The sequence below is a fragment of the Gardnerella sp. DNF01144 genome (assembly GCF_049244245.1).
Classification (GTDB): Bacteria; Actinomycetota; Actinomycetes; order Actinomycetales; family Bifidobacteriaceae; genus Bifidobacterium; species Bifidobacterium piotii.
Map to the genome: position 1 here is coordinate 627,543 of NZ_CP058390.1, position 15,092 is coordinate 642,634.

The 15,092-nt window shown below is 38.9% G+C and carries 10 protein-coding genes; 3 read left to right on the top strand and 7 right to left on the bottom strand.

Going from position 1 to position 15,092, the window contains the following annotated elements; translation table 11 throughout:
• Window positions 1–46: 46 nt before the first annotated feature.
• The 3 genes from HXT36_RS02465 to HXT36_RS02475 all read right to left on the bottom strand — a co-directional run bounded on the left by HXT36_RS02465 (window position 47) and on the right by HXT36_RS02475 (window position 5,779).
• A complete protein-coding gene (locus HXT36_RS02465) occupies window positions 47–3,634 on the bottom strand; it encodes a UPF0182 family protein (protein WP_421779162.1) in 3,588 nt (1,195 codons plus the stop codon).
• A 142-nt stretch (window positions 3,635–3,776) separates the two neighbouring features.
• Window positions 3,777–5,066, bottom strand: coding sequence for a uracil-xanthine permease family protein (locus HXT36_RS02470; RefSeq protein WP_116285783.1), 1,290 nt, complete (start codon window positions 5,064–5,066; stop codon window positions 3,777–3,779).
• A gap of 344 nt (window positions 5,067–5,410) precedes the next feature.
• Window positions 5,411–5,779: a DUF488 domain-containing protein gene (locus HXT36_RS02475; RefSeq protein ID WP_020757142.1), complete on the bottom strand. Its 369-nt coding sequence runs from the start codon at window positions 5,777–5,779 to the stop codon at window positions 5,411–5,413.
• A 239-nt stretch (window positions 5,780–6,018) separates the two neighbouring features.
• Here HXT36_RS02475 and HXT36_RS02480 point away from each other — a divergent pair, with 239 nt between their 5' ends.
• Entirely contained in the window at window positions 6,019–7,080 is a 1,062-nt protein-coding gene (locus HXT36_RS02480; RefSeq protein ID WP_020757141.1) for a YeiH family protein, read from the top strand.
• Between the two features lie 141 nt (window positions 7,081–7,221).
• Here the strand turns inward: HXT36_RS02480 and HXT36_RS02485 are convergent, their stop codons facing one another.
• The 4 genes from HXT36_RS02485 to HXT36_RS02500 all read right to left on the bottom strand — a co-directional run bounded on the left by HXT36_RS02485 (window position 7,222) and on the right by HXT36_RS02500 (window position 11,641).
• Complete coding sequence (locus HXT36_RS02485; protein WP_421779163.1) at window positions 7,222–8,052, bottom strand: L,D-transpeptidase; 831 nt, start codon at window positions 8,050–8,052, stop codon at window positions 7,222–7,224.
• 101 nt (window positions 8,053–8,153) lie between these two features.
• Window positions 8,154–9,242, bottom strand: coding sequence for a redox-regulated ATPase YchF (gene ychF / locus HXT36_RS02490; protein WP_004132823.1), 1,089 nt, complete (start codon window positions 9,240–9,242; stop codon window positions 8,154–8,156).
• A 56-nt stretch (window positions 9,243–9,298) separates the two neighbouring features.
• Window positions 9,299–10,102 (bottom strand): pyrroline-5-carboxylate reductase, encoded by an 804-nt coding sequence (gene proC, locus HXT36_RS02495; RefSeq protein ID WP_415702242.1) that lies wholly within the window; start codon window positions 10,100–10,102, stop codon window positions 9,299–9,301.
• Between the two features lie 159 nt (window positions 10,103–10,261).
• Window positions 10,262–11,641 carry an alpha/beta fold hydrolase gene (locus tag HXT36_RS02500; protein WP_162861511.1) on the bottom strand — a complete coding sequence of 460 codons (1,380 nt, stop codon included), beginning with the start codon at window positions 11,639–11,641 and terminating at the stop codon, window positions 10,262–10,264.
• 129 nt (window positions 11,642–11,770) lie between these two features.
• On the opposite strand from HXT36_RS02500, the gene HXT36_RS02505 reads away from it, so the two are divergent.
• Together HXT36_RS02505 and HXT36_RS02510 are read left to right on the top strand one after the other, a co-directional pair.
• A complete protein-coding gene (locus HXT36_RS02505; protein WP_116285778.1) occupies window positions 11,771–14,305 on the top strand; it encodes a DUF7134 domain-containing protein in 2,535 nt (844 codons plus the stop codon).
• Between the two features lie 18 nt (window positions 14,306–14,323).
• A complete protein-coding gene (locus HXT36_RS02510; RefSeq protein ID WP_116285777.1) occupies window positions 14,324–15,043 on the top strand; it encodes a response regulator in 720 nt (239 codons plus the stop codon).
• Window positions 15,044–15,092 lie beyond the last annotated feature (49 nt).

A 15,092-nucleotide genomic window follows, 5' to 3' on the forward strand; every position in this document is an offset into this window, starting at 1 on the left:
TTTTATTAATCTAAAGCTGCTTTATGCGCTTCTTTGACTTTTGCTTTTACTTTCCAGAGTCTTCTTTAATAGCATCGTTAATCGCATCGCTTAACTCTTTTTGAGCTTTGCCATACGCTTGCCAATCTCCAGATTTCATTGCAACATCCGAATCCTTTAGCGCTTGAGCTGCTCGTTTAAGAGCCATTTTTGCTTTTGCACTAAAATCAGCGTCTGCCTTAGCATTGGCATTTTTATTGCCATTTTCGCTATTCTTAGTCGAATCTTTTTGCTTAGGATTAGAAGCAATATTGTTTACGCCAGAATTATTGGAAGCATCTCCAGCATTTGCGCCAGAGTTTCCTCCAAATACTTGGTTTAATGCTTCATCCAAAGTGTCTGCAAATCCAACTTGATCTCCAAAAGCAACCAATACTTTCTTAAGCAATGGGTAGCTAGTAGATCCGCTAGATTGTACGTAAACAGGCTCTACGTAAACCAATCCACCGCCAAGTGGCAATGTAAGCAAGTTTCCACGCTTAACTTTAGTTGATCCAGATTCAAGCAAATTCAACTCTTTAGAAACATTTGCATTAGCATTAAAGTTGTTTTGAGCTTGACCAGGTCCTGGAACATTGGAAACTTTAGGTAACTCTTGAAGTCTTAGTTGGCCATAATTTTCGCTTACTTTTCCAGCAACATTTCCAGCATCTGAATTTACAGACAAGAATCCAGTTAGGATCTCTCGAGTAGATCTTCCAGCAGGAATGTATGTAGAAACAAGCGAAAATACTGGCTTGTTTGCTCCTCTAGTTTGCAAAGTCAAATAGTATGGAGGTTGCAAAATATCTTCTCTCTGAAGACTTTGAGATTCTGTAGGATCTACTGGAGTCTGCCAGAAGTCTTCTCCCGAGAAGAACTGGCTTGCGCTGTCAACATGATACTTTGCAAGCAAATGCCTTTGTACTTTGAACAAGCTTTCTGGGTATCTAATATGACTCATCAAATCGCCAGAAATCTTAGAAATATCGTGATAATGCCCTGGGAATATTGATCTCCAAGCTTTAATCACAGGGTCTTTTTTATCCCACACATACAAGTCAACAGAACCGTCGTACGCATCAACAGTAGCTTTAACTGAATTGCGAATATAGTTTGCTCGCTGATTAGTCAAACCTTTAATCGAACGAGATGTTGTTGTTGTAGAATCTTGAGTCACCTGCCCAAAATCAGTCATTTGCGAATATGGGTAAGAGTCGGACGTTGTATATCCGTCAACAATCCACTTAACTCGTCCGTCAACAACTGCTGGGTAAACGCGCCCATCTAATGTCAAGTATGGAGCGACTTTAGAAACGCGAGTCTTAGGATCGCGATCATACAAAATCTGAGAATTTGCAGTAACTCTATCCGAGAATAAGATTTGATCTGATTCAAAACGAATAGCGTGCAGCAGCTTAGAGAAGAAGTTACCTACACTTGGTCCACCATTTCCCTTAAACGTTGTTAAAGCACCATTTGAGCCAGTTGGATAATCAAATTCCCAAGGAGCAGAGCCTTTTGGAGAACCAACAATCGAATACTTTGGAGCATTTGGCGAGAAGTAGATACGCGGCTCATACTTCTTCAACTTTGTAAGCTTTCCTTGAGTTGGAATTCCATACTCCATAAATTGCGGCTGACCATCTGCAGTAACTTTATTTCCATAAGCTGCAACAACGCCATACCCGTGCGTATAAACAGTGTGGTCATTAACCCAATTTCGATTATCGTTTCCAGCTAGATCAAGCTCGCGCGCAGCGATAACCGTGTCTTGGCTCACGCCATCAATGTCGTACTTATCTACAGAAAGAGTATCTGCAAAAGTATAGTATTGCTTAGATTGCTGCAATTGACGGAATGTTGGAGAAGTTACTTGAGGGTCTAAAAGCCTGATTTGTGCAGTAGACTCCGCTTCTTTTGCTAGCGCTCCCGACTTTCCTTCCGAAGTAGCGTTATACGATTCTTTTTTAACATTATTTAAGCCATACGCAAACTTAGTTGCATCGATATTTCGCTGAATATAAGTGGCTTCTAATTCTTGTGCATTCGGCGCTACCTTAAAACGTTGCAAAAGAGCAGGCCAAGCAAAAGACAACACCATAGCGCATACAACTAAAGATGCAACAGCTACAGCAGGCGTGCGCCAAGCTTTAACAGCTACAACAAATCGCGTGCCAATTTTTACATTTCCATTAAGAGCGTGAGACTTTAGCAGCCACGCTGTTATAACAATTCCAACAATTAGTGTTATTACAGCCATTGCAATGCTGGAAGGAACACCAGCATTCATATCTGTGTAAGATCCTCCAGTAATCTTAGAACCATCCAAATTTACAATCGCAAACACATCTAATATTTGCAAAACGGACCAGAAAATAATAACTAGCATAAACCACGCAGAAATTTGACGCCTTGCGCTTTTAGTTATGCTAAAAATGCCCTTTCCATCTACAGGAAGCGTAATCCTTACAGCTCCCATCAAAGCGTTTGTTATAACGCTAAATAGCAAAGAAACAGCAAGAAGAACAATAAACGCTCTTGTAAAAAGTCGCAAGCCTGGCAAAGCAAACACATAAAAACCGTTATCAAATCCAAATTGCGGATCTTTAATACCAAATGATTGGTAGTTAAACATAAGCAAAATTTGCACCCAATGATTGTAGAATTGCATTCCAAACACAGCGCCTACAATCAAAGACACAACTCCTGCAACATGCATTGCAAGCTTAGAGCTTATTCCCTTTTTAGTGTCTAAAATATTGCCTTTTTCTTTAACATATACGCCATCTTCGCTTCCAGGGCGTTTTTTAATCGCAATATATGCAGACAAATACCCAAACGCAGCCATAAGCAGAGCGTATAAAGCCCAAACGCCGATTTTAGCGGCTAGTTGAATCCAGATTACGCTCTCAAATCCAAGTTGCGCATACCACATGCAATCTGTAATAAAAGTAGAAAAACCAAAAATAATTGAGCATATAAACGCTATTGCTACTACTATTGCAACAATAATCCAACGCCATTTTCTTGATTTTCCAACAAACTTATTTACATCAAAATCTATTCTCATATAGCGATTATTCTCCTTACTATTTGAGTTTTTTCTATCGCTTTTATTGCTTTTATTGCTTTTACTATCTTTACTATCTTCGCTAGCATCGCTAGTATCACTATTTTTGGGCGAGTCGCCTTCGTTTTCTAGTTTTTTCTTAGCTTCTAATATATCGCTAAAGAGGTCACCAAGGTCATCATCGTCACTATAATAGTCTGCCAAATCTTTTATTTTTTTTGCAAACTTTGAAGAAGTCTTATCTTTGTTTTCACTATTAGACTCATCTTTAGAAGCATCTTTAGACTCATCTTTAGCAACAACATTTGCATTGCTATTATCTTCATCAATGCTTTCTATAACTACATCTTGATCGTTGGAATCATCCGCAGAAGCATTCGCAGAAGTATCGACAAAATCATTATTTTGATTGCTCTTTTTCTTTCCATCGCTTGAATAATCGGAACGCTTATGCACTTTAGTGTTTTTAGGTTTTTTAGCCATATAAGCGCCAAAAGCAGCCCATGCAACGCCAATGAGTATTTCTATAATGACTTTCAACATAAGGTTAATAATACTATACTAACTATTCCCAATCTACGTGTTGTGTTTGTTGTGTAATCAAAAATAATTACAAAAAAGCGCGCTCGCAAAAGTAGCGAACGCGCCTAATTTGATTAAATTAAATCATATTGAAGCATTTATGCTAAGCAACATCTGGATCGTCTTTAGCGATTGTTCCAGTAAGCTTTCCAATAGCTTTCATAATGTGGTACACAACCAACACAACAACAGTGCCGATTGCAATACCGTTAAACTGAATTCCAGAAATAGCAAATTGGAAGTTGGCAATGCCAATAATCATAACGATTGCAGCAATCATAATGTTAACTGGCTTATCGAAGTTCACTTTGTTCTCTACCCAAATGCGAACGCCAATCATGCCAATCATGCCGTAAAGCAAAGTGGTTACACCACCCAAAACGCCTGCTGGAATGGAGTTTACAATTGCACCAAACTTTGGGCAAAGGCTTAATACGAATGCAAAGAATGCAGCGCACCAATAAGCGGCAGTAGAATACACTTTTGTTGCAGCCATAACGCCAATGTTTTCGCCATAGGTTGTAGTACCACAACCGCCAAAGCAACCAGCGATTGCAGTGCCTAAGCCGTCTGCAAACAAAGCTGTACCAATCTTGGAATCGTAGTCGCGGCCAGTCATCTGAGCTACAGACTTAACGTGACCAACATTTTCTGCAATAAGAACCAGCACAACTGGCAAGAACATAAGCAAAACAGAGAAGTCAACTTGCGGAGTGTGGAACTTAGGGAATCCAATCCAAGAAGCTTGCTCAATCTTACTAAAGTCAACTTGACCCTGGAAGCATGCATAAGCGTAGCCAACAAGAACACCAAGCAAAATGTTCAGTCGTCCAAGAAGACCGCGGAAAATCACTGCAATAAGCATAACTGCAACCAAAGTTACTAAAGCAGTGTCTGGAGCCTTTTGGAAGTTACCCCAAACAGCTGGTCCCAAATTAAAGCCAATGATTGCAACGATTGCACCGTTAACAACAGGAGGCATAATAACGTCAATCCACTTTGCTCCTGCAAAATGCACAAGCACACCGATTAGCGCAAGAAGAATACCTGTGCACATAATGCCAAAGCTTGCTACAGCAATACCCTTATGCGCAGCAGTTACAGCCATAACAGGTGCTATAAGACCAAAAGAGCTTCCTAAATAACTAGGAAGCTTATTTGCGTTAATCAACAAGAACAGTGCTGTAGAAAGAGCCGTGAACATTAAAGTAGTAGACGGATCAAAGCCTGTAAGAATTGGCACTAAGAATGTTGCGCCAAACATAGCAATAACATGCTGAGCACCAATACCAGCAGTACGAGTCCAAGTTAAACGCTCATCTGGCTCTACTACTTCTCCTGGCTTCAAAGTTTTTCCGTCTCCATGAAGCTGCCATGTAAACAACGATTTCATCGTTTTCTCCTTGCATAAAACAAGTTTATATATACGTTTGTGATTGAAAAAACAACCACCAAAACAAGCGCCAGCTTAAAAAAAAAACAAGCACTACTTGTGCGCAGGTTTGGCAGATTTTGCAGAGGCTATACCAACCGCCGCCCCCTAGCCAAGTGGTCATTGTAATGTACTAATCACAAAGTGTCGAGACAATTTGAAAAATAATAAATTTATAAATTTGTTTTGTTGAAATATCAAGGAAAATCGGTGTGTCGAAAACGCATCAAACACCACTAATTATTACTCATAAAAGTTTATAAACATAAACTTTTGCTTATGTATTAGATTCGCTTATTACAATCTTAATTTTGCAAAACATTTTGAATGTAATCTTTTAATACAATTGCATGATTTATACGCGGATCTTTCGCTCCATATAAAAACGTTACTTTTTTACTTTTTCTACATATATCTACGATTTGGTTTACACAATCTTGATTCTCGTCTAGCTCTTCAATATAACGATTAGAAAATTCGTTAAAGCGCTCAGGCTTATGGCTAAACCATTTTCGCAAATCACTTGATGGAGCAATATCTTTACACCACAAATCAAGATTTGCCTTTTCTTTACTTATTCCTCTAGGCCACAATCTATCTACTAATACCCGAAAGCCATCATGTTCATCAAACGATTCATAAATGCGTTTAATTTGAATATTAATATTGCACATAATTACCTCTTTAACTACATATAATGATTACACAATTATGATTTTTTTCAACAAGATTTAATTAAGCACAATGTAAATGGAACTAATACAAAACTACGATAAATTTTTATCGAATATGTTTTATTATGTGATTTTTATATAGGCGTGTCGCTTGCCATTACAACAAAATGCTAGAAAATGTGTAAATATTTTTGATTTTTTGTTCGTTTTTGTCCGATTATGAGAGAATAATTGGCTAAATGGTTAATTTCTTTGATACATGGAAAAAGAAAATCTGCACAACAAACATGGCTCTTATAGCTGTGCTTACACTTCTAGCTTCCTTAATCGGCAGCTGGCTCAAGCAGTTCCCAGGCCTAAGCCTTTTGGGAGCTCTTATTATTGCGTTGCTTATTGGTATGGCTCTGCAGCTGCCTTTGCACGTATACAAGTTGAACAATGATTCTAGACGAGCAGGCGTTAAAGCATCTGCTGGCCTAATCGCAAATAAGCTACTTCGACTAGGCATTATTTTGCTTGGCTTTAAGCTAAATTTGCACGTTCTATTTACTCAAGGATTAAAGTGCTTGCCAATCGCAGCTGTACTCGTTGCTGTTATGGTTTGCGTTACATACAATATTGCAAAACTTCTTAAGGTTAGCCCACAACTTGCAATGCTAACCGCAGGAGGCACAAGCATTTGCGGAGCTGCAGCTGTTATGGGTCTTTCGGGATCTATGCCCGTTCTTCCACAAGAAGAGGACGAAAAAGAACAAAACGAAGTTATGGCTGTTGCAACAGTTGCAATAATGGGCACAATTTATGCTTTGGCAGAAATCTTTATTCTTCCTCATTTTGGAATGACTAAGCAGCAACTTGGAATTGCATCTGGCGCATCGCTCCACGAAATCGCACACGCTGTTGCAGCGGGCGGAGCTTTTGGAAGCATTGACGTTGCAACAATCATGAAGCTTACTCGAGTTCTTATGCTTGTTCCTACATCAATCTTTATTGCAATTTGGTGGAACGCTCGTCATAGCCAAGTAGAAGATAACGGAAAGCGCAAAATCAACTTCCCATGGTTTATGCTTGGATTTATTGCAGCATCTGTTATTGGTACGTACGTGCCTTTTGTTTCGTCCTACGCATCACTACTTGTAGACGCAGGATACGTCTTCCTTGGAATGGCTATGGCTGCTCTTGGAATCAACGTAAACTTTAGAGTTATATTTAAGCAAGGAAAAGCAGCATTCTTAGCAAGCTTCCTGGCATCTATAGTTCTAACAGCATTGGCCTGTGCAGCTAGCGTTTTGTTCTTCTAATAAACAAACATAGATAAAACAAACGCAGTTAAAACAAACGCAATTAAAGCGCAAACAAAAAATCAGGGGATTGAATTTTGAAATCTCCTGATTTTTTATATTTCTTACTTACGTAAATGCTTCACATAACTCTAAAACAGATTATTCAATATGTACTGCTGTTCCGTCTGGAATATTCGTATAGAACCAATTAGCATCTGGAACACTTAATCGCACACATCCGTGCGATGCAGGGACCCCAAGTTTTTGCGCTTCTTCTACAATATAATCGCCAAAATTAGCACGAGTTGGAACAGAGTGGAACAAATACTTTGCTCCTATAAAACCAACCCAATAGTCTCCACCCATTCCTTCTGTTCTATTGTAAAAATGATATCCCCTATGCCCTATTCTAAAATCGCCTTTAGGTGTGGAGTTATTCATTCCAGAGCTAACAATCATTGTATAAACAAGATTATTATTCGCATAAATATAAACACGTTGTTTTTTAAGGTCTACATTTATTTGCAAATGATTTTCATCTAGTCCAGAAAGATTTGGATATTGACCGCCTGTGGAAATCTTCCATAAGTTAGAAAAATCAATTGCATTCGCATTTTGATTTTGTGCATTAGAGCTATCATTAGACTTATCTTTGGACTTATCATTATGCTCTAATGGCGTCTTTTTTGCTTTCGACTTTGCGCCAAAATTATCGCCTTTTTTACTTTTTACATTACTTAAAGCGGAATCAAGCTTGTTTGACTTAAAATATTGTGCTTTAAGATTTACAAAAATACGCTTATTTGCTTCTTGAACAACATGCGATACTTGGAATCCAACAAAACTAAAGAAGACCAAAACAATTAGAAAAGCGAGCGCACGCTTGTAGAAAATTTTGCGATTTTTTGGAGATTTTAAGCTAATAACATATTTCACAAATCGCGAAATAAGCGACTTTAACATGCTTTTGAAAGCATAAAATATATTCATAAAATCTCCATAAGTAAACAAAATAAAAGGCGCCACTTCGATACTATACTATAGTGCCTAAGCAGCGCCGTTACACATTAATATGATTATTGTCTAACTAATCACACATTAAACTTAAATTCAACAATGTCTCCGTCTTGCATAACGTAATCGCGGCCTTCAAGACGAAGCTTTCCTTCTTCCTTGATTTTTGCCATAGAGCCTTGAGCTTCAACAAAATCATTGTAAGAAACAACTTCTGCTTTAATAAATCCACGCTCAAAATCTGTGTGAATAACGCCTGCAGCTTGCGGAGCAGTCCAACCTTTATGAATTTGCCATGCGTGAACTTCTTTAACGCCAGCAGTCAAATAGGTTTGAAGCCCTAAAATATCAAAGCCAACGCGCGCAAGCTGATCCAATCCAGATTCTTGTAATCCTGCATCTGCAAGCATTTCTCGAGCATCTTCTTCATCAAGCTCAGTAAGCTCCGACTCAAATTGCGCGTTAAGGAAAATCGCCTTTGCAGGAGCTACAGATGCCGCTAGCTTAGACTTCAAAGAGTCATCCGAAAGCTCTGAATCGTCAACATTAAACACGTAAATAAAAGGCTTAGCAGTAAGCAAGTGCAAATCGTAAACGTCGTCTTTATTAATCAACTTCTCGTTATGAGCCTGATCAATCGTCTTTCCAGATTCAAGAATTTCTTTAGCTTTGTTCACTGCGCCAACGTATTCTTGAGTAACTTTTTTGCCACGTAAATCTTTTTCTAACTTTGGCAAAGCATTCTCGATTGTTTGCAAATCCGCAAGAATAAGCTCCGTGTTGATTGTGTCAATATCGTCTGCAGGATCTACCTTGCCATTAACGTGCACAATGTCATCATCGTTAAACGCGCGAACAACTTCGCAAATAGCATCTGCTTCGCGAATATTAGCAAGGAACTTGTTTCCCAAGCCTTCGCCTTCGCTAGCACCCTTAACGATTCCTGCAATATCAACAAATGTAACGGTTGCTGGAACGATTTTCTCGGTTTTAACAAGCTTTGCTAAAACAGGCAAACGCTTGTCTGGCAAAGGCACAATACCAGTATTTGGCTCGATTGTTGCAAATGGATAATTTTCCGCTAAAACGTTATTTCGTGTTAGCGCATTAAACATAGTTGATTTACCAACGTTAGGCAAACCTACGATTCCAATAGTTAAAGACATATTACCTACTTTAGACCAGCTAGCGGAAGTGACTACACTACTATACTCGTAATGTTTTATTTTTGTTGAATTGCGTCAACCGCGCTAATAACATCTCCCCTAAAACCACACGATTCTAGCTTTGCAACACCTCGAATCGTAGTGCCACCAGGAGAACATACTGCGTCCTTCATAACACCTGGGTGAACGCGCGTATCCATATACAACGCGCCTACTCCCTCAATCATCTTTGCAGCCAAGCGATATGCGCAATCTCTCTTTAGACCATACTTTACGCCAGCATCTGCTAAAGCTTCCATGTACATAGCAGTAAAAGCTGGAGCGCAACTAGAAACACACATTGCAATATTCATGTGCTCGCTATCTACTCGCTCGACTAAAGAAATCGGATTAAAAATAGCATTAAAAGCTTCTAGTTGACTATCCGTTAGTGTATTTTCGCTTTCTGCTAGAGTGACTCCTTGGCAAACTGCGATTGGCGTATTTGGAATAATGCATTGCACATTAGCATCTTTGCCAAGTAGATTCTGGTAACGCTTAAGAGTCCAGCCTGCTGCAACGGAAATAATTGCGATTTTTCTTTCTACAATAGTTTTTGCAATAGGTTGCAAAACTTCTTCTATTTGATTTGGTTTTACAGCCAAAATTAAAACATTGCTAGAATCGCAAACTTCACACGCACTTTTTAACGCTTTTACGCCAAATTTGCTTGCATTATTAACAAGTTTTTCAAAGTGCGCCGCGCATGCAACCATATCTCTACCTTGTAAAACATTAGCGCGAATCAAACCTTGAGCAATTGCTTGAGCCATGTTTCCAAAACCAATAAATCCAACGGTTCCAATTGAGTTAGAACTCATTAACAAATCCCCTTAATATCTAAACACTAAAACGAACACTAAATAAACACTAACTTTTTATTAAGCATCTAATCATTTGTATATATAACTTGTATATCTAATCATTTGTTAGGTACTTTAATCAAAGTTACTTACCGCTTATATTACTTATCACTTATATCACTTATAAATAGACTCCAAATCTCCACGATTCTTTGCCTCTTCTAGCAAATGACGGAACACAAAGTCGCCATGAACACCATCGTGCTCAAACTCGTTTGTTGTCCAATAATGGGAGTTTGCAATACGCGAAAGCGTATCTAACTGAAGACCAGAATCAACGTACATGTCGTCGAAGTAAACCGCTGCTTGCAAAGGAACTTCGTTATTTGCAAGCTGATCTAAATCGTAAATCTTGCCAAACTGCTTGTCGCTCATTAAGCAGTCAACTGCTGGCAAGAATGGTTGCAAAGCTTTTTCTTGATCAAACATCCAAGGAAACATAGCTTCGCCCGTAAAAAGAAGCGGGCGCGCGCTACCAGAAAACTCTGGCATTGTTTCCCTAACCTGCTGAGCTGCCCACAAAATCGGGTGCTCTAATTCACCATCAGCATAAATAAATTCTTGCAGCGGCCAATATAGCGGACTAGAAGATGTTGCATCCATAACACCGTAAAGAAACTCATCGCTTAAATAGCCGTCTGCTGTTCCACCGCCATGCTTAAATGCCTTAAGAGATCCATCTCCATCCGAAAATGCGGAGTCAATCAACCAATGAACTCTTTCAAAACTTGGCTTCATGCCAAAAGATGATCCAAGAGTCTGGAATCGCTCAACGGTTAGCTTTTCGCCATTAGGTAAGAAAACATCTCCTTGAGAAATCCTATCTGCAATAGCAGCAGCGCGCGCAACATCCTGCGGATAGCGCTCATAGAATTGCTCAGTTTTACGCGCCATACGAGGAAAAGTATGTTCATAGACTTCACGCGCATTTGCAGGAACATGAGGAATGCCGCCAGTTGTGAAGCTTGCAATCAATCCCTGCGGGAAAAGCGACAAATACGTAAGCGTTAAGAATCCACCATAGCTTTGACCCAAAGAAACCCACGGCTTTGCATTAAACTCAGTTAAGCGCAAATGCTCAAAATCGCGAATAATAGAATCTGCTAAGAATCGCTTTAAGTACCATGCTTGCCGCTCTACGCTCACGCCGTCGTCTGCCATGCGCTTAATCGTAGAAGCATCTACCCTAGAAGAGCGCCCAACACCACGCTGGTCTGGCAAGACTACGCGAAAATGCTTAATTGCTTCTTGAATCCAACCATCGCTAGACGGCGAAAGCGGACGAGGGCACTGACCGCCTGGGCCTCCTTGCAAAAACACTAGCAAAGGCAAATCGTCATGCGCATGTTCTGGAGCACTAATAACCCTGCAAAATAAGCGAATCTTCTCCCCTTTAATCGAATCGCCTGGAGTGTTTTGCTCCCAGTCTAAAGGAACATCGATTGCGCGCTCTTCTACATACAATCCTGGTACGTAATACTTTGCTAGCAGTGCCATTGTAAACATTCCTTTCTGCACTCGCATGCAACGTTGCAATAACAAATCACATACAAAAATACACACTCTTACATAAATCATACTAAAGTTCGATTGTTCTATAAAGTGCCGTGTACTAGCCTAGTAGTTATGAAAATATCTCACACGTTTAACAAAGCCATACAACGCTTACGCACTGAGCTTACGCTAAACGATATATTGTGGGGCATTATTCCACTTATTCTTTTTACACTTTCAAGCAATCGGTATCCTATAAACAATGTTGACGGATTCTTGACGCAAAGTTCACTAATTACAACCTATCTTATAAATATTGTTGTTGCATCATTACTTTCAGTACGAAGAATATGGCCCGAACACACAGCTGTTATTTTTATTGTTGCATGCATTTTGCAAGTAATATTTGGCCCTACTCAACTTTTTGCTGATTTCTTTGGTTTTGTGCTGCTTGTTAATGCTATTGCTCGCGGAAATCCAGAACATTCAAAAGCTTTTGTTATTGCAGCTTACGTAACAACAGTATTATCTTGCGCAGCAATATCGTGGAATATTGTAATGGGGCCAATATATGGCATCAATCATTTAAAAGCTAGTTATTCTTGTAGCGTAAAAAATATAAATAGTAGTAACATTAAAAATTGCGTTTCAATTATACTTGATTTTGCAATTCCTAATATAATTTTTGCGATTATTATTACTACAATTACGGTTATTATTGGCTACTGGCAGCGCACTCACGTACACACTATTCAACTTTTACAAGAGAACAATAACGCTATTCGCGCGTACCGAAAGAAAGCTCAGCATATTGCTGTTACTGCAGAGCGCGCTAGAATCGCTAGGGATATGCACGATATTGTTGCTCACACGCTTTCTATTATTATTGTTCAAGCAGACGGTGGTCGCTATGCAGCAACCAAAGATATTTCTCTTGCTAAAAAAACAATGCATATTATTAAAAACGAAGCCGAGCGCGCCGTTCACGACATGCGCCGACTGCTAGAAGCTTTAACAGACGCTCCATCCGCTCAATTGGATTTTAATCACATACCTTCGCTTATTGAGCAAGCAAAAATTGCATCTCCTAATAATATTTTTTGGCACACTGTTGATGGCATAAATTCTCAAAATAGACTTAACACGGACGCACAAACCGTTGCATATCGCGTTGTTCAGGAATCTCTTACTAATATTCGGAAGCACGCAGGAAATGGCATTAAAATAAACATTCACGAACAGTGGAACGAACAAGGCTTAACACTAAAAATCACAAATGAAGTACACAAGCTTGAAGCTAATAAAGAGCAAAATAGTGGTGTGCCACATAAAAATGGTTATGGCTTAATTGGCATGAAAGAGCGCATTGAAAATCTTCATGGAACACTTGATTATGGAATACAAAACGATGGAACATTTAGTATTGTTGCTTTTATTCCATACTCTTACATTACAGATCAATCAAACACTACTGCTTCTGCACTAAATAGTATTTCTAATGTTAGTTATAAAAACGTAAAAGTTAATAATCCATTATCAACGCAAGAAAAACCTGAAAATGCAAGCGATAAAACCTCATCAAAAGTTTTGCCAGAAGCAAATAATTCACAAAATAGGATTGAAAAAGTATCGCAATGGTTTGAAAAACATTGGCTTATTGGAGACATTATTTATGCGTCACCTTGGACTGTTCTAATGCTTTTTATACCAACTTACGATTTTACTGTTGGAACTGGAATGACTTCGCAATATTCAAGCTCGCTTTCATTTCAAATACTTTATAGAATACTTACGCTTACTACTATGATTCCATTTATGTTTCGTAGAAAAGCTCCAACTATGTGCGCAATTATTGCAGCAGTATTTTCTGCAATACAGCTTATATGCTTGCCGAATATTTTATTCGCTAATTTCTTTATACCAGCCATTGTCTATGCGGCTGTGCTCTATGGCAAAAAGCACGCATGGCAATGGGTTAGCGCAGTAGTACTCGCCGAATCTGCTATTTTTGCTGTAAAAATTGGTGTTGCATCAAGAAATATTCCGCAAAATGAAACTCCAATACGATTTTTTACTTCTAATGCGTACACAACTAATTTTTATGACATTATGCAAATGGCGTCCGTAGGATTAGTTTTTGGTTTTATAGTTGCGTTAATTTGTTTTACTGCTATTACATTTGCTTATTACCGCAGAAACGATGATAATAATTTGCTGATTCTAAAAGCGCGCAGAACAGAATTAGAACAAGAACAAAAACAGCTAGAAGTACTTGCAGCAAACGCAGAACGGCAGCGCATTAGCGCAAATATTCAGCAAAAAGTTGCTGTTACATTGCATAAAGTAATTGATGCTGCAAATAGTAGAATCAATATGCTAAATGAATACGAAAAATCAAATAGCAATGCAGAAAAGCTAAAGTCATCACAACAAGAGCAATCACAGGAACAAGAACAAATTGAAGCAATTAGTAAGGCTTTTAAAAACATTGGAGATGAAGGTCGCTCAGCACTTAGGTACATGCGAAAACTACTTGGAATTTTGCGAGAAACAGGCTCAAGTGTTAATTCATCAAATAATAGTGCAAATGTAGCTGAGATTGCGGTTCGCCCTGCTGCCCCACTAGATGAACAAATTCAACACAGACTTGCAAACAAACACGAATAAATTGATAGTATGGAAAACATGGAAAATATGGAAAACAATGGAGTAATTCGAGTCGCAATCGCAGACGATCAAGAGCTTGTGCGCGCAGGATTTGCTATGGTAATCAACTCGCAAAAAGATATGCAAGTTGTTGCGCAAGCAGCGAATGGAAATGAAATTGTAGAAGTTGCGTCAAAGGAAAATCCAGACGTTATTTTGATGGACGTGCGCATGCCTAACATGGACGGTTTGGAAGCTACGCGCAAAATCTTGCAAGAAGATGCTAATAGCAATACGCGCATTATTATTTTAACTACTTTTGATTTAGACGAATACGTTATGGCTGCGATTCATACGGGCGCATCGGGATTTTTGCTTAAAGACACAGAGCCAGAAACATTGCTTAATTCAATACGAACTGTGTATCAAGGAAACGCAATTATTGCTCCAACTGCTACAAAGCGTTTGATTGAGTCGATGATCTCTAAGCCTAACGATGAAGAAAAATCAAAAGAAGAGATTGCGACTAAAAACGAGCAAAGCGCAAACACGTACGATTCTTGCTTAAATGACTTAACAGATCGCGAGCGCGAAGTTCTTGTAGAGATTGCTCACGGACTGTCTAACCAAGAGATTGCTAATAAACTGTTTATTAGCTTGCCAACAGTTAAAACGCATGTTGCGCATATTTTGGGAAAAATCAATGCAAGAGACCGCGTGCAGGCTGTTGTGTTTGCTTACGAGAACAGTCTTGTTTAATCATTTTATAAAAATAAAAAATAATGCGACTGTTCTTATAAATAATAAA

What these genes read in the sequence shown, in the direction of transcription:
- HXT36_RS02485 (WP_421779163.1), bottom strand. Translation starts at nt 8,052, where the DNA reads ATGAATATATTTTATGCTTTCAAAAGCATGTTAAAGTCGCTTATTTCG.
- proC (WP_415702242.1), bottom strand. Translation starts at nt 10,102, where the DNA reads ATGAGTTCTAACTCAATTGGAACCGTTGGATTTATTGGTTTTGGAAAC.
- HXT36_RS02500 (WP_162861511.1), bottom strand. Translation starts at nt 11,641, where the DNA reads ATGGCACTGCTAGCAAAGTATTACGTACCAGGATTGTATGTAGAAGAG.
- HXT36_RS02480 (WP_020757141.1), top strand. Translation starts at nt 6,019, where the DNA reads ATGGTTAATTTCTTTGATACATGGAAAAAGAAAATCTGCACAACAAAC.
- HXT36_RS02475 (WP_020757142.1), bottom strand. Translation starts at nt 5,779, where the DNA reads ATGTGCAATATTAATATTCAAATTAAACGCATTTATGAATCGTTTGAT.
- HXT36_RS02465 (WP_421779162.1), bottom strand. Translation starts at nt 3,634, where the DNA reads ATGTTGAAAGTCATTATAGAAATACTCATTGGCGTTGCATGGGCTGCT.
- HXT36_RS02470 (WP_116285783.1), bottom strand. Translation starts at nt 5,066, where the DNA reads ATGAAATCGTTGTTTACATGGCAGCTTCATGGAGACGGAAAAACTTTG.
- ychF (WP_004132823.1), bottom strand. Translation starts at nt 9,242, where the DNA reads ATGTCTTTAACTATTGGAATCGTAGGTTTGCCTAACGTTGGTAAATCA.
- HXT36_RS02505 (WP_116285778.1), top strand. Translation starts at nt 11,771, where the DNA reads ATGAAAATATCTCACACGTTTAACAAAGCCATACAACGCTTACGCACT.
- HXT36_RS02510 (WP_116285777.1), top strand. Translation starts at nt 14,324, where the DNA reads ATGGAAAATATGGAAAACAATGGAGTAATTCGAGTCGCAATCGCAGAC.